The sequence below is a fragment of the Terricaulis silvestris genome, assembly GCF_009792355.1.
GTDB lineage: Bacteria > Pseudomonadota > Alphaproteobacteria > Caulobacterales > Aquidulcibacteraceae > Vitreimonas > Vitreimonas silvestris.
In genome coordinates this window covers 2,974,024-2,992,022 of the sequence record NZ_CP047045.1, presented here as the reverse complement: position 1 = coordinate 2,992,022, position 17,999 = coordinate 2,974,024, and the positions used below count along the sequence as shown (strand labels likewise).

The following is a 17,999-nucleotide window of genomic DNA, read 5'->3' as shown; positions in this document are numbered from 1 at the left end:
AATTGTAGGGGAGGAAAGTCATGGGGCGTTCCCGCGCCGCGCGGTTTAGCGCGAGCAGTTTGTTTGTATTGGCGGCGGCGCTCGCCAGCCCAGCCTTCGCGCAAGATGCGCCTCAGCCGGCCGAGGCCGCGGAAGATGGCAACGACATTGTCATCACCGGCGTCCGCGCCAGTTTGCGTGACGCCATCGAAGTGAAGCGCGAGTCGCCGCTGGTGATGGAGGCGATCTCTTCGGCGGACATCGGCCAGTTGCCGGACGTGACCATCGCTGAGTCGCTGGTGCGCCTGCCCGGCCTCAACGGGTCGCGCGATCGCGGCAATTCGAGCCAAGCGGCCATTCGCGGTCTTGGCCCGCGCCTTGTGTTTGGCCTCGTGAACGGCCGCGAAGTCGCGTCGTCGGAGCCCGACCGCAACATTCGGTGGGAAATCTATCCCTCCGAGGTCGTCAACGGCGTCGAAGTCTACAAGGCGCAATCCGCCAACCTCATCGCCGGCGGCGTCGCCGGCACCGTGAACATCCGCACATTGGCGCCGCTCGACTACGAAGGCCCGAGCGCCGTGCTGCGCGCCGGTCCTGTCTATTACGACGGCGGCGTGGAATTCCCGAACTACGACAATTGGGGCAGCCGGATCAGCGGTTCGTACGTCGCGCGTTTGAGTGATGAATTCGCCGTTGTCTTCGGCGCCACGTTCCAGGATCAGCAGAACGGCTACGCGTCGTTCCAAGGCTGGGGCTACAACGACGATCGTCTCGGCGGCAATCCGGGCGACCTCAACGGCGACCTTGTCCTCGATTACACGCCGTGGGGCATGCAAACCGAGATCAAGATGCTCGAAGAGCAGCGCACCGCCTTCATGGGCGGCGCGCAATGGCGTCCGAGCAGCAATTTCGAACTGCAGTTCGATGCGCTGTGGTCCGAGGTGACAATCAACGAACACCAGAACCAGGCGTGGTATTGCGACGGCACGTGCGGAAACTGGGCCAACGGCAACTTTGGCAACTACAACGCGCCGGGCTCGTCCTACACGTTCGATAGCGATGGCAACGTCGTCGCCGCGACGCTGGCGAACTCGTTTGCGCAGGTCAACAACATCATCGCCCAGTACGATGAGGACAAGACACTGTTTGTCACCGGCCTGAACGGTGAATGGACGAACGGGCCGTGGACGATTGTCGGCGATCTCTCTTATTCGGAGGCACAGCGCGACAATACGTGGCGCGCAATTCAATCGCCGGTGTTTCCAGCTTCGATGAGTTTCGACACGCGCGCGGGCATCACGCCGTTCGTGACAACGAGCTCAAATCCCGCTGACACGTCGATCCAAGCGCTACAGACTTGGCGCAATGGCAGCCACGACGGCCCCGAGTCGGTCTCCGACGAACTGACGGCCGCTGCGCTGACGGTGAGTTACGACCTCGGTGACGGAAATCTCTTCTCCGGGTTCGACGGGGGTCTTCGCGTATCGACGCGCACCAAGGCGCATAATCGCTTTTCAGCCACGGCGAGCGTCGCTGCGTACACGCCAATTCCATCCGATCTGTTGTGGAACTACCAAATCGACGCCTTCACCGTACCGGCGATTCTCGATGGCGACTTCAACGCGATCTGGGATTTGTACACCGTCACCACACCGGTGGAAAATCTCGCAGATCGCTGGTCTGTCGATGAGGAGGTGGTCGAGGGCTTCGCCATGGCGGAGTTCGCCTCCGACAACTTCGGCGCGCCGATGCGCGGCAATGTCGGTGTGCGGTTTGTCAGCGTCGAGACCAGCAGTTCGGGTTTCGAGTCCGTTGGCGGCGATCCGCTACAGCCGCTGACGATCGAACACGACTATGCTGAAGCGCTGCCAAGCTTGAATGTCACCTGGGAGCTCAATGACGATCTGCTCTTGCGCTTGGGCTTGGCGCGCGTCATTGCGCGTCCGCCGCTTGACGAGTTGCGCGCCGGCCGTTCGATCGAGGATCCCGGCGATCCGCCGCCGCTCACCGGTTTCGGCGGCAACCCGCAGCTCGATCCGCTGCTTGCAAATCAGGCCGATCTGTCGCTCGAGTATTACTTCCACGAGGAAGCGCTCGCGGCGGTCGCCGTCTATGTGAAGGATGTCGAGACCAATATCGGCTACTTCACCTCGCCGGTGGATATCGATGGCGACATCTATCAGATGACTGGCCCAGCCAATGGCGACGGCGGTCGGATCACCGGTGTCGAACTCACCTTCCAAACGCCGTTCTACTTCATACCGGGCATGGACGATTTCGGTATCTATTCGAACTACGCGTTCGTGGATTCCGACATCCAGGAATTCTATCCCTTCTACGATCCGGTCGATGGCAGCGGTTTTGCCGAACACACCGCGACAGTCGACCTCTGGTACAACAACGGACCGTTCGAAGCGCGACTCGGCTACAAGTACCACAGCCCGTTCACGGTCATCGCCGGCTGGAATGGCTCCGATGTGCGCACGTTGGAAGAAGAGTCGATCTGGGATGCAAGCGCGTCATACCAGTTCACCGACCGCTTGGGTGTTCGCTTCCAAGTGAACAATTTATTCGACGAGGTCGCTCGCATCTATCGCGACAACGATCCTGACCGGCTCGGCCGCTACGATGTCTACGGCCGCCGTTACCTGCTCGATTTCACCTACCGCATTAATTAGGGGCGAGGAGCGCGCGATGCTTCACTTCGATTGTCGCGCGCTCATCCTCGCTCTCGCTCTCTTCGTTCACCCTCCAACTGCGCGCGCCGAAGACTTCTACTTCGGCGCCGATCTTTCTTATGTGAACGAGATGGAGGATTGCGGCGCAACCTATCGCGTCGACGGTGTCCAGCGCGATCCGTACGAGATTTTCCATGCCAGCGGCCACAATTTGGTCCGCCTGCGTCTCTTCCACACGCCGACTTGGACCAGCTACAGCACGCTCGACGATGTCCGCCGCAGCATTCGCCGCGCCCGCGCCACCGGCATGGAAGTGCTGCTCGACTTCCACTACTCGGACGATTGGGCCGACGGCGAGAAGCAATGGATTCCGGCCGCATGGGCGAATATCGCGACGACGGAAGAATTGGCGCAGGCGGTTTATGATTACACGCTGCAAACGCTGCAGACGCTGAATGCCGAAGGCCTGATGCCTGAAATGGTTCAGGTCGGCAACGAGACCAACCGCGAGATGCTCGGCCGCGCCGACTGGGACTGGGCCAATCGCCCGATCGATTGGACGCGCAACGCCGCCATTCTGAACGCCGGCATTCGCGGCGTGCGCGAAGCGAGCCGAGGCGCATCGGCGCAGCCGCTGATCATGTTGCACGTCGCGCAGCCCGAGAATGTCGAGCCCTGGTTCGTGGCCGCCACGCAGGCCGGCGTCACCGACTACGATCTCATCGGCATTTCTTATTATCGCAAATGGTCCACGCAGGGACCCGATGGCCTCGGCCAAGTCATCAACCGCGTGCGCCATCGCTACAACAAGGGCGTCATCCTGGTGGAGACGTCTTACCCCTGGACGCAAGACAGTGCCGACAACGCAGCCAATCTGCTTGGGCCTGATACGCTCCTCGAAGGCTACCCCGCGACGATCGAAGGCCAGCGCCGCTACATGGTCGATATCACCCAGACCGTGATCTCGAACGGCGGCATCGGCGTCGTGTACTGGGAGCCGGCCTGGGTCTCCACCCGCTGCAGCACGCGATGGGGCGAAGGCTCGCACTGGGAGAACGCGACCTATTTCGACTTCCATCGCAACAACGAATTGCTGCCGGCAGCGCTCTACGCACGCCATCAGTACGAGTGGCTGCAGCCGGTGACATTCCGTTTTGAAGGTGTGGCCGGAGGCGTAGAGCGGCTCTACCTCTGGGGTGATTTCCTCGGCTCGCGTCAGTTCGTCGCGTCGGTGCCTCGCGGCGCCGATGGCGCCTTCGTCTACGAGACGAGGCTGCGCGCCGGGGAAGAAGTGCGCTTCCAGGTCTACGATCGGCTGCCGCTCGGCGAGGGTTTGATCGCGCCCACCGAAGCAACGACGCGCGCGGTCGTGGTACGGGTGTCGGACGGACCGACGACGCTCTCATTCACTCTTTCCAACTGAGCAACAACGAGGCCCCGAAGACGCAATCGATAGTGGCGCGGCGTGTCAGGCTGCGCGCTGTGCTGCAACGACTGATTCATGAACGCGCGGTGGCGAGCTTCGGCGTCCAGGATGCGCCAGTCGTTGTCTTGCTCTCGCCCGACCGAAAGCTCGCCGTTTTCGTGTTTACGAACCAGACCTATGCGGGCCTGCGCGGTGCGGCTTGGGATGCGTTGCTACTGCTCGACACGGCGGGCCTCGGGCGCAGTTTGCCGTCGCCGCAAGCAGACGAGCGCCTCAGTGACGCCTATGAGCGTCTAAGGATCGCCTATGCTCGCGGTAATCTCGAAGCGGCAGGCCTGACATTCTCTGATAACTTCTTGGACCGCTCAGCCAACGTTGGCGCGCCCAGTTGCGTCCGATCATCGAGACATCCCGGAAAGAGCATCTGCTGCGTGCGATCTTCGCCTTGAATTAACTGGCCGATGTCGCCCTCCGACATCATGCCGACAGGCTAAACCGGTTCGCGTATCCACACAGTCACGGGATGGATCGGAAGAGCACTGAGTTCGTGTCACGAAACTCCCCGGAAACAATCGGGAACGAGCGGAAACTTCCGGGAACGTGGACGCGGAGGCACGCACCTGATCGCCGCGACAAAGGGCGGCTACAGTCGTCCATGCGAGGCGCGTCTATCAGACCATCCCTCCGCCGCTGTTTTCGGCAGTAGCGTTAAGTGGCGCTAAACTGTCACATTAGCGCAGCCCTGAATGCGGCACATGCGCTTGCAAAGTGCACGCCCTCAGGTAAGGCATGGGTTGCGCCGATTTGAAGCTCAGCTTGCGGGCGCGTTAAAAATGCCGCTAAAGCGAAGGCGAAGCGTGGATTGCACGCCGCCCTCCGCCCGCAAGCCCCATGTGAAAGGATCGTCGCACGAGGAGCGTGGCTATGAGTGTGCAAAGACGCCTATTGGCCGGGTTCAGGTTGGGCGAGCGACGTGCGCGGCGGGGCCGGGCATGACGCGCGAGTCTTCATTCACGCCGCCTTTAGAAACCGTGGCCGGAAATCCCATCCTCAAGTCCACACGGTCGAGGAGCGAGGGGTCGGTTGAACCCGGCGAACTCCTGCCCCCGTTTTTGAGCCTGCGCGTGTTCGAGGCGGCCGCCCGGCTCGGTAACTTCACGCGCGCGGCTGAAGAATTGCGCATCACTGCCGGCGCCGTCAGCCAGCACATCCGCGTGCTTGAAGAGTTTGCGGGGCAGACCATGTTTCGCAGGCTCGGGCGCGGTGTTGAGCTGACAGACGCAGGTCGAGCTGCGTACGGGCACGCGAACGCAGCGATGGCCGAGATGCTGCAAGCTGGACGCGCCATGCGTGCGAGCTTGCGTGGACGCCGGATCTCGTTGTCCACGGCGCCGTCTTTCGCGTCAAAATGGCTGATCCCGCGCCTCGGCAAATTCCAGGAGAGCTTTCCAGACGTTGAAGTCCGCATGTCGGCAGACATGACTTTGGTGGACTTTGCCGGCAGCGATATCGATTTGGCTATTCGCTATGGGCCCGGCGGCTACGAAGGGCTGCATTGCGAGCGGCTGATGTCGGAATCGGTGGTGGTGGTGGCGAGCCCCCGACTGCTGGATGGGCGCGAGTCAGTGAAAACCGCGGCTGATTTGCTCAGTCTGCCGTTGATCCACGACGAAGCGCCAGAGCGCGATCCTTCCTGCCCGACTTGGTCGATGTGGTTTGCGGCGCGGGGTGAGCGCCGCGAGGAAGCCGAGCGCGGCCTGCGCTTTAATCACTCTGGCCTCGCTCTTGAGGCTGCAGTCGCCGGCAAGGGTCTGGTGCTAGCCAAGCGTCAGCTGGCGTTGCGCGACATTAGCCAAGGTCGGCTCGTCACGCCGCTGCAGGAGGGTGATGCCCCGCTGAGCTTTGCCTATTGGCTGGTGTGGCCGCGTGGACGCCGGTTTGAGCCTGCGCAAGGTGCGTTTCTGTCGTGGTTGCGCGAGCAGGTGATTGAGGGCGATTCTGTCGCGGACCAAACCGCCTAAGCGCCGCTGAGCTAAAGGCACACTTTAGCCTGGCCGTCTTTCTCGTCGTGCTGCGCGCGCCGACAGTCCTGTCCTGCTGGGGCCAGAGACCCGTCCTCTTGGGACTTCCACGACATGTATCGCTATGACGCCGTCGATCGCCTCGTTGTCGAGGAACGCGTGGCGCAGTACCGCGATCAAACCCAGCGCTATCTTGCTGGTCTGCTCGACGAAGACGCCTTCAAGCCGCTGAGGCTGCAGAACGGGCTCTACATTCAGCGCTATGCGCCGATGCTGCGCATCGCCATCCCGTATGGCGTGCTCTCGTCAGAGCAACTGCGTGCGCTCGCCACTATCGCGCGCACGTATGACCGCAGCTACGGCCACTTCACCACGCGGCAAAACATTCAGTTCAATTGGGTGAAGGTCGAAGAGGTGCCGGACATCTTGGCTGATCTCGCCAAGGTCAGCATGCACGCGATCCAGACCAGCGGCTCGTGCGTGCGCAATGTGACGACGGATGTGTTCGCCGGCGTCGCGGCGGACGAGATCGTAGATCCGCGGCCGTACTGCGAGCTGATGCGTCAATGGTCGACGATCCATCCGGAATTCGCGCATCTGCCGCGCAAGTTCAAAGTGGCGTTCAACGGCGCCAAGGAAGATCGCGCGGCGACGCCGGTGCACGATCTGGCGTTTGATCTTTATCGCGATGACGCGGACGAGGTTCGGCTTGTCGTGAAAGTCGGCGGCGGGCAGGGCCGCACGCCGCGCATCGCCTCGATCATCAAGCGTGACCTGCACTGGCGCGAGATGCTGACCTACAGCGAGGCGGTGCTACGCACGTACAATCGCCTCGGCCGGCGGGACAACATCTTCAAGGCGCGCATCAAGATCCAAGTCGAAGCATTGGGCGCCGATGAGTTCGGGCGGCTTGTTGAAGAAGATTGGGCGGCGCTGCGTGACGGGCCGAACGCGTTGACCGACGAGGCGTTCGCGCGCGTCGCGGCGCACTTCGTTGATCCGGATTTGGCTGCGTGGGCTGAGGCGCCGTCGACGTCGCTCTCGATCGATCCGCGTTTCCGTGGCTGGAAGAGCCGTAACGTCGCTCCGCACCGTCATCCGGATTACGCGGCGGTTACGCTTAGCCTGAAGCGTGAAGGCGTTGCGCCGGGCGATGCGACGGCTGACGAGATGGACGCCATCGCCGATCTCGCGGATCGGTACAGTCACGGCGAGTTGCGCGTGGCGCACACGCAAAACCTGGTGTTGCCGTATGTTCAGCGCGCGGCGCTGCCTGCGCTGTGGGCCGAGCTGGATGCCCTGAATCTGGCGCGCGGCAATATCGGGCTCGCGTCAGACATCATCTGCTGCCCGGGCGGTGATTTCTGCTCGTTGGCAAACGCCAAATCGATCCCGCTCTCGGCGGCGATCGCGGACGCGCTTGACGACATCGAAGACGATCTGGGTCCGCTCGCGATCAAGGTGTCCGGCTGCATCAATGCGTGCGGTCACCATCACGTCGGCCACATTGGCGTGCTCGGCGTCGAGAAGGCGGGCGAGGACTGGTATCAAATCATGCTCGGCGGCCGCGCCGATGGCGAGGGCAAGTTGGCCGTGCTGATCGGCAAGTCGGTGCGCGGTGACGCGGTGCCGGGCCTCATCTCGCGGCTGGCGCGTCATTACTTGGCGGTGCGGCACGCGAACGAGCGTTTCATCGACACCGTCGAACGCACGGGCGCAGCGGCGTTCAAGGCCGCGCTCGAAGCCGGAGAGGTGGCCGCGGCATGAGCGTCCTGATCGATTTCAATCGTGGCCTGCATGTCGAAGGCAAGAGCGAGCGTGCTGCGGCGGTGCCGGCGAAGCCCGCGAACGAAGGCCACGGCGATGTGCGTAAGAAGATCGTGCCGGTCATCAAGCCGCCCGCGGGGCCTTCGGCGACGCACTGGGAAGGCGGCGCTTACCTCTCGTTGGCGCAGTGGTTGGAGTCGCCGGAGGACGGCGCTGCCATCTTGCTGCAGCCGGCGGATGATACGTTCGCTCTCGCGGAGCGCTTAGACGGCGTCGCGCTGATTGCGGTGGACTTTCCGCGCATCGGCGACGGGCGTGGCTATTCGCATGCGGTGTTGCTGCGTGAGCGGCTTGGATACGCCGGCCCGCTTCGCGCTGTCGGTGCGGTGACGGCGGATCAAGTGTATGCGCTGACGCGCGTTGGCTTCACCTCGTTTGGCTTGCGTGCCGACCAAGACGCCGAGACGGCGTTGGCCGCGGTGAACACGTTCGCCGTGCCCTATCAAGGCACGCCACAACGCGCGGGCGCCATCCTCGATCGCGACGCCGCCAACTTCAACGCGTTGGTGCGGCTGCTTGAGCGACAACTGACAGAGATCGCCGCGGCGCACGAACGCCCGGCCTTGGCGTCAAGCCTTTCGGCCGAAGACATGGTGATCACGGATGTGATCGCGCGGTTGAAGTTACCAATAGATGTGTTCACGCTGAACACAGGGCGGCTGCATCAAGAGACGGTCGAGCTGATCGAACAGACGCGCGCGCACTATGGCATCGCGCTTGAGGTGTTTGAGCCGAACGCGGCGGATGTGGCAGCCTACACCCGAGCACGTGGCGCCGACGCGTTCTACGAGAGCGTCGCGCTACGCAAACAATGCTGCGCGATCCGCAAGGTAGAGCCGCTGGCGCGGGCGTTGGTCGGGCGTGATGCATGGATCTCGGGGCAGCGCCGTGAACAGGGAGTGACTCGCGCCGCGTTATCGGAGACCGAGCACGACGCCGAACGCGGCATGGAAAAGTACAATCCGCTTGCAGTTTGGCGGTGGGATGATGTCCGCGCTTATGCCGAGCGCTTCGATATCCCAATGAGCCAGCTTTACGCGCGCGGCTACGTCTCGATTGGATGTGAACCCTGCACGAAAGCGATCCGCCCGGGCGAGGACCCGCGCGCGGGACGTTGGTGGTGGGAAAATCAAGAGAGTAGAGAATGCGGCCTGCACACAAATTCGACGACGCGCTGATGGCTGGCGCGGGGGTTCTGAATGAAGCGCCGGCCGCGGCGCGCCTCGCCCGTTTGGAGGCGGAGGCGATCTACATTCTGCGGGAACTGTCGTTGTTCGTGCGGCCCGCTTTGCTGTTTTCCGGCGGCAAGGATTCTGCCGTTCTATTGCATTTGGCGATGAAGGCGTTTGCGCCGGTCAAGCCGCCGTTCAAGCTGTTGCACGTCGATACCGGGCACAATTTCGCGGAGGTCCTGAGCTTCCGTGACACGCGCGCCAAGGAAACCGGATTGCCGCTGATCGTGCGGAGCGTGGAGGATTCGATCCGCCGCGGTAGTGTTCAGGTGGCGGAAGACGCCAGCCGCAACGCGGCCCAGGCGGTGACGTTGCTCGAGGCGCAGCAGGAATTCGAGTTTGACGCGCTGATCGGTGGCGCACGCCGGGATGAGGAGAAGGCGCGGGCGAAGGAGCGCGTGTTCTCGCACCGCGATACGTTCGGCAGCTGGCGCCCGCGCGCGCAACGTCCGGAATTGTGGGGGCTCTATAACGGCCGGCTTGGCGTGGGCGAACACATGCGCGTGTTCCCGCTCTCGAATTGGACCGAAGCCGATGTCTGGCGCTACATCGCGCAAGAAGCGATCGCGCTGCCCAGCCTCTATTACGCGCACCCGCGCAACGTAATCCGACGCGATGGATTACTCTTCCCCGTCACGGAACTGACGCCGGCCGCTGAGGGCGACGCGATCGAGCACGTGTCGGTGCGGTTCAGAACGGTCGGCGACGTCACCTGCACATGCCCGGTCGAGAGCGAAGCGCGTACGCCGGAGGAGGTGCTGACCGAAACGTTGGCGGCGACCGTGTCCGAGCGCGGCGCCACGCGCATGGATGATCGCGCCAACGCCGCGGCGATGGAACGCCGCAAGATCGAGGGCTACTTCTGATGGATGGCGGAGTGCTCCAGCATTCGAGACTAAGCGCCGGGCCGCGCCAGATCCGCTTCATGACGGCGGGCAGCGTGGACGACGGCAAGTCGACGCTGATCGGGCGTTTGTTGCTAGATTCCGGCGTGTTGATGCGCGACCAGGCCGCGAGCATTCACGACAATAATCCGGAAGGGTTGGCCGAACTTACCGATGGCCTCGAGGCCGAACGCGCGCAGGGCATCACCATTGACGTGGCCTATCGCTACTTTGAGACCCCGGAGGCGAGCTTTCTGATCGCCGATGCGCCGGGGCACGAGCAATACACGCGCAATATGGTCACCGCGGCCAGCAATTCGGACGTGGCGGTGATTGTCATCGATGCGACTGGCGTGCGTTCCGGCCTGTTGAAGCCGCAGACGCGCCGTCATGCCGCGATCGCAGCGCTAATGGGGCTCGATCTCATCGTCGCCGTGAACAAGATGGATCTGCTTGGCTGGTCCGAAGAGCGGTTTCGGGACGTGGAGACAGCGTTCGGCGATCTTGCAGCGTCGCTGAAGATAGGCGCGGTGACATGTGTCCCGATTTCGGCGCGGAGCGGCGCCAATGTGGTCTTCGCGGGCGCGGCGCCTTGGTGGCGTGGCTCGACGTTGACGGAGGTGATTAATCAAAGCCGCGCGCCGCGCGCGCAAACGGAGCGCGCGTTGCGCATTCCGGTACAGGCGGTGTTGCGCGACGTGCAGACGCGCTACTACGCCGGGCGCGTTGAGCAAGGCGCGGTGCGCCCTGGCGACCAGGTTGTGATCGGGCCGCGACGTCAGGCAGCAACGGTTGCAACGGTTCGCGTTGGCGGGAGGAGCGTGCCCGCGGCGAAGGCGGGCGCTGCCGTTACCATTGAGTTCACCGGTGAGCACGATGTCACGCGCGGCGATGTGATTGCGAGCGCTGATGTTGACTATGTGCGCACGTTCGCCGCGGATTTGTGCTGGCTGGACGAAGCGCCTCTCGTGAAGGGCCGCCGTTATGTCTTGCGTCAGGGCACGCTGGAGACGCAAGCGCTGATCGAAGAAATCAGCTTCATCCACGATATCGCGGACTTCTCGCGCAGCGCGGCAGCCTCGGCGCTGGCTTTGAACGACATAGCACGCGTGCGGATCGCGACACGCGATCCGGTGCTGGCCGACCTCTATGCGGACTCGGTGGGTACTGGCGCGTTTGCATTGTTTGATCCGCAATCCAACCAGACCTGCGGCGCCGGCATGATCTGGGAGGTGTTTCCGTGAGCGGCGCCGTTTATCTTGTGGGCGCAGGCCCAGGCGCGGCGGATTTGCTGACGGTGCGTGCGGCGCGGCTGTTGGGGCAGGCCGATGTCGTCGTCCATGACGCTTTGATTGGCGCCGAGGTGTTGGCGCTAGCGCCGCAAGCCAAACTCTACAATGTCGGCAAGCGCGCAAACCGGCCCTCTGTAGATCAGCGCTTTATTTGCCGCTTGTTGGTGCGGTTGGCTGGGCGGCACGGTGTGGTCGTTCGCCTGAAGGGTGGCGATCCAAACTTGTTCGGCCGTGCGACCGAAGAGACGCGCGCGTGCCGAGCGGCGGGCGTGCCGGTGGTTAGCGTCCCCGGCATTAGCGCGGGATTCGCGGCGGCCTCATCTCTCGGTGTTTCGCTGACGGCGCGCGGCGTTTCGCGCTCGGTGGCGTTCGTGACGCCGACCGTAGCGCGCGATGGTGTCGAGACCGCTCATTGGGCTGAAGCGGCGGCTGCCGCGGAGACCGCTGTCATCTACATGGGCGCGTTGCAAGCGGAGCGCGTGCGCGATGCGTTGCTGGCGCGCGGCGTCCCGGCGCATCGCCCCGTTGCTCTCGTTGAGAGTGCTTCTCTGGTTGGCGAGCGCATCGTTCGGGGCGCGCTGCATGAATTGGTCGAACTAGCGCGAGAACTGGGTGAAGGCCCCGCGATCATGGTCATCGGCGAGGCGGTGGCCGAAGCGCGCGCCGTAATCGCCGCCGCGGACGCGGCATGATCCCGATCTACCTCAATCCGGCGGCAACGCGCATCGCGTTGGTTGGGCGCGGGCGCCTGACAGTGCGGCGCTTGGCCTGGCTGAGAGAGGGCGGCGCCAAGCCGGATGTATGGTCGGATGCGCCTTCAATTGATCTTGCTGCTGCAAGCCCTGAGCTTTCGCCGCGTTTGCCGAAGCAGACGGACATCGAAGGCTACCACGCCATCTGGATCGCTGATCTCGAACAGGAAGCGGCGACGCTAGCGCAGTGGGCGCGCGCTGCGGGCGTGTTGGTGAATGTCGAGGATGTGATCCCGCTTTGTGATTTCCATACGCCGGCCGTCGTGCGGCGCGGTCAGCTGACGCTGACGGCGGGAACGGGGGGCGCCAGTCCAGCAGTCGCTCGCGCGGCGCGCGAGCGACTGGAAGAAGCATTTCCGAAAGTGTGGGGGGATGCGCTCGTCGAAATTGCCGAAGCGCGTGCTGTGCTGCGGAGCGATGGCGCTGCGTTTGAGACACTGGTGGCGGACGCACGTGCGCGGCTTGCGCATCACGGTTTGGTTTGAGGGCTGGGGTTCATGGATCCGTTTTTCTGGCAATCCATGCTCGTGGGTTTCATAGCGCAGCTCGTCGATGGCGCGCTGGGGATGGCTTACGGCTTGGTGTCGACATCGTTCCTGCTGGCCTTCGGCGTACCGCCCGCGGCAGCGAGCGCTGCGGTTCACACCGCTGAGATGTTCACCACTGGGGCATCGGGCGCCGCGCACATTTGGCGCAAGAACGTGAAGTGGGACTTGGTGTGGCGTCTGGCGCCGGCCGGTATCGCGGGCGGCATCGCTGGAGCGCTCACCGTTTCATACCTGCCGGTGTCGATCATGAAACCGGTGGTGTCACTGTACCTGCTGATTATGGGCGTGGCTGTCGTGCGCATGGCGCTGCGTGGGCCGAAGGCGGCGCCGGATGAGCCGAAGGGTGTGCGGAAAATTGGATTGATCGGCGGCTTTCTTGATGCGGCGGGCGGGGGTGGTTGGGGTCCGGTGGTGACGACGTCGTTGCTCGGCCGCGGGCACGGCGCACGGCACGCCGTGGGCAGCGTGAACACTTCGGAGTTCCTGGTAACGGCGGCGATCTCGGCGTCGTTCTTCTTGACGCTTGGTAGCGTGCGCTGGACCGACATCCTCGGCCTGCTGATTGGGGGCGTGCTGGCGGCGCCGGTCGCCGCGTTTGCGGTAAGCATTACGAAACCGCGTGTCCTGATGGGCAGCATTGGTTGCTTCGTTGTGTCGCTGTCGCTTTGGCAGATTGCCGTCGCCATAGACCCTCAGATGACGTTCCTGTCCGCTTTCGCGCACCCGGCTGGGTGATCCTCCCATGTCTGACCAATCCACGGCCGCTCGCGCCGCGCCGCCGCCTAACCTTTACGTCGCCCGCGTTGAGAGCGTTCGACACTACACTGACAAGCTGTTCGCGTTCACGTGCGAGCGACCGGCTGCGTTTCGGTTCCGCTCCGGCGAGTTCGTGATGATCGGGCTGATGAATGGTGAGCGGCCGTTGTTGCGTGCGTACTCGATTGCGAGCCCGGCTTGGGATGATCGGTTATCGTTCTATTCGATCAAAGTCCCAGACGGTCCGCTCACCAGCAAGTTGCAGCATGTCGAACCGGGCGCTGAGATCCTGATCGGCCGCAAGCCGACCGGTACGCTCGTGCTTGACGCGCTGACGCCGGCTAAGCGTCTCTTTCTGTTATCGACGGGAACCGGCGTAGCGCCATTCGCCAGCCTGATCCGGGAGCCGGAAACGTATGAGCGCTACGACGAGGTGATTGTCACCCACACCTGCCGTACCGATGCTGAGCTGAACTACAGCCGCGAAATTGTTGCTGATACCTACGCCGATCCACTGGTTAGCGAGGAAGCCAAGTCCAAGCTCCGGTTGGTGACTAGTCTGACGCGCCAAGCGCATCCGGTTGAGGGCCGTGTGACGGCGTTGATTGCAAATGGCGAGCTATTCCGGTCGTTCAGGGGGCGGTCATTCGATCCGGCGCTTGATCGGATGATGATCTGCGGCTCGGCGCCGATGCTGCAGGATCTAAAGGCGATCGCGCTGGGCGCCGGGTTCATCGAAGGCTCGAATCATGAGCCCGGAAGCTTTGTCATTGAGCGCGCGTTCGCAGGGTCTTAAACGAGATGGCGTCAGCACTAAGCCTGCGCGCCGAGGGTCGTTAAAAATGAAGTCCTATGCCTCCGTCCTCGACGCCATCGGCAATACGCCGTTGATTAAGCTAAAGCGCGCGTCGGAGCTGACGGGCTCGACCATTCTGGGCAAGGCAGAGTTTCTAAACCCAGGCCAATCCGTGAAGGACCGCGCGGCGCTGTCGATCGTCGAGGACGCCGAAGCCAAGGGGCAGTTGCAGCCTGGCGGCATCATCGTCGAAGGCACGGCTGGCAATACCGGCATCGGGCTTGCGCTGATCGGCGCCGCCAAGGGCTATCGCGTGATCGTGGTGATGCCGCGCACACAGAGCCAAGAGAAAAAGGACGCCGTCATTGCGCTCGGCGCCGAGCTGGTGGAGGTCGATGCGGCGCCGGCGGCGAGTGAAAATCACTATCCGAAGGTGGCGCGCCGTATCGCGGAGGAGAAGGCCAAGACCCATCCTGCCGGTGCGATCTGGGCCAACCAGTTTGACAACATCGCCAACCGTCAGGGTCACCTTGAGACTACGGGGCCCGAGATCTGGCGCGATACCGATGGCGCGGTGGATGGTTTTATCTGCGCCGTCGGTTCGGGGGGCACATTGGGCGGCGTTTCGATGGCGCTGAAAGCGCGCAACAAGAATGTCGTGATCGGCATCGCCGATCCGGCGGGGGCCGCTCTTTATTCCTGGTACAAGAACGGCGAGCTCCACGCGGAAGGGACGTCTATTACCGAAGGCATCGGCCAAGGCCGCGTAACCGCCAACCTGGAAGGCGTCGAAGTCGATGAGGCGTTCCGCTTCGAGGACCGTGAGTGGCTGCCGGTGCTCTATGATCTGATCCAGGACGAGGGGCTTTCACTCGGTGGTTCTTCGGCGCTCAACGTGCTGGGCGCGATCGCGCTGGCAAAGAAGCTCGGGCCGGGAAAGACCATCGTCACCGTGCTGTGTGACTACGCCAACCGCTATGCATCACGGCTGTTCGATCCTGAGTTCCTGGCATCCAAGGACTTGCCGCTGCCGCCGTGGTTAAAGTGAGAATGCCGCTTTCGGATCCGTGCTCAGATGAGGGTTCAGATTGGCGCGGTCGTGCCGACTTAAGGTTTTGAACGCACCAAGGGCGAGCATCGAAGCCTGTGCTTTTGCGTCCCGCTAGAACGTGCCGCGCAGCGTGACGCCCAACGTGCGCGGATCGCCTAGTGAGCCAACGACCAGACCCGAGCCGCCCGATTGAGCAGCGAGGATCTCGTAATACTCGGTGTCCGCGAGATTGCGTCCCCACACAAAGACATCCCAGCCGTCAGCGGCCTTGAAGCCTAACCGCGCATTGATCAGCGCGTAGCCCTCGATTTCTAGATAGTCCGAGCCCGCCGGGTCGGAAGAGAAGTCGGTGCGCCAGCTCACGTCCGCGCCGATGAAGAAATCGCCGTTGCGGCCGAAGAACGCGTCTGGAAACTCGTACTCTCCGCCAACTGAAGCCGACCATTCAGAGATGCCCGGCAGCCGCTCTCCTGAGATATCGGTGAATGGTGCAGTGATGGTGAGCGGCAAACTGGTGTTGCTCGGATCGGCAATGCGCGCCGGGTTGGGAATGGGCCGCCCGGTTTGTTCGATCGGCAGCGGCGAGTTGGGGAAGCTGACATACTCGCCATCCGTCCAGGCAGCCGCTGCATAGAGCGAAAGCCCTTCGCCGATGCGCGCGGCGGTGTCGATCTCGACGCCGCGGACGCGGACCTCTTCGGCGTTGGCCAGATAGCCGCGCAATGTGCCAACGACATTGGCGACGACCGAGGTTTGATAGTCCTCGATGTTGGTGTTGTAGGCTGTAATGTTGAACGTGACGCCATCGAAAGGTTGCGTTTTCAATCCAACTTCGTAGTGCGTGACGCTTTCGGGTTCGACAACGACGGGTGTGTTGGCCGGCACGCCCGCAACGTTGAGGCCGAACGACTTAAAGCTGGTCGCATAGGTTGCGTAGGCATTGACGTCGTCGGTTACATCGTAGGCGACGGTAAGCTGCCCGGAGATGTTGGTGTCGTCGGTGTTCGCCGCATAGGTCTGACGCGATAGGATTGAGTTCTGCGCGGCGCGGATCGCGCCGGCGCCGAGGTCGGGGCGATCAGCGGGGACAAGACCGCCCGTCACCGGAGAATCGTAATCCACCGACTTTTCATCGTAGTTGAAGCGGATGCCGGGAATGATGCGTAGCCGGTCGGTGACGGACCATTCGGCTTGACCAAACACCGCCGCACTCGTGGTTTGGGTGTAGACGTTTTGGATCTGCGTCAGCCCATCCAGCAGTTCTGGAATAAAAGCCGCCACGTTGCCGGCGATCGTGGTGCTGTCGCTGCCGGTATAGACGTTGGATGCGCGCGGATCGATCAGCCAGCGCGAGGCCGCCCAACCTTGGGACTGCAGATTGTGCGTCTCGATCTCTTGCGTGAAATAAAAGAGCCCCGTCACAAAGCTGAGGGTCTCTGAGAGATCGCCCGCGTAGCGGATCTCCTGGGACCATTGCTCTTGTGAGGAGCGGTTGTTGGAGGCCGTGGTAATCGGTAGGCCAATGAAGTCGCGATCGTTGGACGGGAACCAGTCCCAGAATCGCCGCGCGGTGATCGAGGTCAACGTCCCCGGTCCGATGCCCCAATTGACGGTTAGGGATTCGCCGTCGACGTTTTGATACGACCGATGAGGAACGTCGGCGTCACTGACGCGCTCGAACGCGTTGAATTCTGCGTAGATGCCCGCTGGCGCTTGCTGCAGGTTCACATTGGAGCCTGCGATATTCACCACTTGCGTGACTACCGGGATGATCTCCCGATAGGTTTCATCGACCGGCACGGCGTAATTCGTGCCCGGAATGGTGGCGTTAATTGAGTCGATGATACCGAAGAACTGCCTGTTGGGCGTGCGATAGGTCGGTGCGACGCGCACTGGGACTTGCGCATACCCTTCGGGACGCTGTTGCGTGTAGTCGACCGCGGCGACGATATCGAGGTCATTGCTCGCCTGGAAAAGCAATTGGCCGCGCACGCCGATATTGTTCAGGTCATTGAGATCGTCGCCGAAATTGTTCGCGTCTCCAAGCCCGCGATTAACTTGGTCAAGGAAGCCATCGCGCTGCGAGGCGGAGAAAGAGAGCCGCCCGGCGACGCGGTCGCCGATGAGGAGACCAGTGATCGAAGCGCGGGTCGCCAGATACCCATAATCGCCGAAGGAAATCTCAACGTTGGTTTCCGGCGCAAAGCTCGGGCGGCGTGTCGTGACATTTATCGCGCCGGCCGTGGTGTTCTTGCCGTACAGGACGCCTTGTGGTCCGCGCAGTACTTCGACGCGTTCGACGTCGATGAAGTCCAGCGCGGCCTGGCCCGGGCGCGCCCAGAAGACGCCATCGACATAGAGCCCGACACCGATTTCAACGCCGTCATTGGTGAGCCCGAACGTGGTGCCGAGACCCCGAATATTGAGTGCGGTGTTGCGCGGGTTTGACGAGAAAATCTGCACCGATGGCACGAGCTGTTCGATCTGAAGAACATTCGAGGCGCCGCTGTCGGAGAGAAGTTCGCCGTTGATGACCGAAATGGGTATGGGAACATCTTGCAGGTTTTCTTCGACGCGGCGCGCGGTGACGACGATGGCCTGATCATCTGAAGCAGCGGCGCCATCGGGCGGGGTTTGCGCGAAGGCGTGTGGCGTCCAAAGCAGCGCAGCGACGCCAACCGCCGTGGCCAATCTTTTCTTCATGCGACGTCCCCAACCATGTCCCCAACTAGGCCCGCGCTCCGACGGGGAGCGCGG

13 protein-coding genes and 1 riboswitch are annotated in these 17,999 nt (G+C 62.8%); of the genes, 12 read left to right on the top strand and 1 reads right to left on the bottom strand.

From position 1 onward, the window contains the following. The first annotated feature begins 20 nt into the window (after window positions 1-20). From DSM104635_RS15310 to DSM104635_RS15255, 12 genes are all read left to right on the top strand, one after another. Entirely contained in the window at window positions 21-2,657 is a 2,637-nt protein-coding gene (locus tag DSM104635_RS15310; protein WP_158767040.1) for a TonB-dependent receptor, read from the top strand. A 16-nt stretch (window positions 2,658-2,673) separates the two neighbouring features. Then, window positions 2,674-4,080, top strand: coding sequence for a glycoside hydrolase family 53 protein (locus DSM104635_RS15305; protein WP_158767039.1), 1,407 nt, complete (start codon window positions 2,674-2,676; stop codon window positions 4,078-4,080). Window positions 4,081-4,869: 789 nt separating this feature from the next. Beyond that, a riboswitch (SAM riboswitch) is annotated at window positions 4,870-4,947 on the top strand. 248 nt (window positions 4,948-5,195) lie between these two features. Next, window positions 5,196-6,104, top strand: a complete 909-nt coding sequence (locus DSM104635_RS15300; RefSeq protein WP_407703516.1) for a LysR substrate-binding domain-containing protein — start codon at window positions 5,196-5,198, stop codon at window positions 6,102-6,104. Between the two features lie 114 nt (window positions 6,105-6,218). After that, window positions 6,219-7,871 (top strand): nitrite/sulfite reductase, encoded by a 1,653-nt coding sequence (locus DSM104635_RS15295; RefSeq protein ID WP_158767037.1) that lies wholly within the window; start codon window positions 6,219-6,221, stop codon window positions 7,869-7,871. Then, complete coding sequence (locus tag DSM104635_RS15290; RefSeq protein WP_158767036.1) at window positions 7,868-9,109, top strand: phosphoadenylyl-sulfate reductase; 1,242 nt, start codon at window positions 7,868-7,870, stop codon at window positions 9,107-9,109. The genes DSM104635_RS15295 and DSM104635_RS15290 overlap by 4 nt, the downstream gene beginning before the upstream one ends. Beyond that, window positions 9,076-10,029 carry a sulfate adenylyltransferase subunit CysD gene (gene cysD, locus DSM104635_RS15285; RefSeq protein ID WP_228445716.1) on the top strand — a complete coding sequence of 318 codons (954 nt, stop codon included), beginning with the start codon at window positions 9,076-9,078 and terminating at the stop codon, window positions 10,027-10,029. Before DSM104635_RS15290 ends, cysD begins: the two co-directional genes overlap by 34 nt. Before the next feature lie 11 nt (window positions 10,030-10,040). After that, the gene (gene cysN / locus DSM104635_RS15280; RefSeq protein ID WP_228445715.1) at window positions 10,041-11,291 is read left to right on the top strand and encodes a sulfate adenylyltransferase subunit CysN; all 1,251 of its coding nucleotides are present in this window, start codon (window positions 10,041-10,043) and stop codon (window positions 11,289-11,291) included. Continuing rightward, on the top strand, window positions 11,288-12,031 hold the full coding sequence (gene cobA / locus DSM104635_RS15275) for a uroporphyrinogen-III C-methyltransferase (protein WP_228445714.1): 744 nt from the start codon (window positions 11,288-11,290) through the stop codon (window positions 12,029-12,031). Before cysN ends, cobA begins: the two co-directional genes overlap by 4 nt. Then, on the top strand, window positions 12,028-12,576 hold the full coding sequence (locus DSM104635_RS15270) for a precorrin-2 dehydrogenase/sirohydrochlorin ferrochelatase family protein (protein ID WP_158767034.1): 549 nt from the start codon (window positions 12,028-12,030) through the stop codon (window positions 12,574-12,576). The genes cobA and DSM104635_RS15270 overlap by 4 nt, the downstream gene beginning before the upstream one ends. A 12-nt stretch (window positions 12,577-12,588) precedes the next feature. Further along, complete coding sequence (locus DSM104635_RS15265; protein WP_158767033.1) at window positions 12,589-13,374, top strand: sulfite exporter TauE/SafE family protein; 786 nt, start codon at window positions 12,589-12,591, stop codon at window positions 13,372-13,374. A 7-nt stretch (window positions 13,375-13,381) separates the two neighbouring features. Continuing rightward, window positions 13,382-14,191 carry a ferredoxin--NADP reductase gene (locus DSM104635_RS15260; protein ID WP_158767032.1) on the top strand — a complete coding sequence of 270 codons (810 nt, stop codon included), beginning with the start codon at window positions 13,382-13,384 and terminating at the stop codon, window positions 14,189-14,191. A gap of 46 nt (window positions 14,192-14,237) precedes the next feature. Continuing rightward, complete coding sequence (locus DSM104635_RS15255; RefSeq protein WP_158767031.1) at window positions 14,238-15,239, top strand: cysteine synthase A; 1,002 nt, start codon at window positions 14,238-14,240, stop codon at window positions 15,237-15,239. A 114-nt stretch (window positions 15,240-15,353) separates the two neighbouring features. Here the strand turns inward: DSM104635_RS15255 and DSM104635_RS15250 are convergent, their stop codons facing one another. After that, the gene (locus DSM104635_RS15250) at window positions 15,354-17,945 is read right to left on the bottom strand and encodes a TonB-dependent receptor (protein WP_158767030.1); all 2,592 of its coding nucleotides are present in this window, start codon (window positions 17,943-17,945) and stop codon (window positions 15,354-15,356) included. Window positions 17,946-17,999 lie beyond the last annotated feature (54 nt).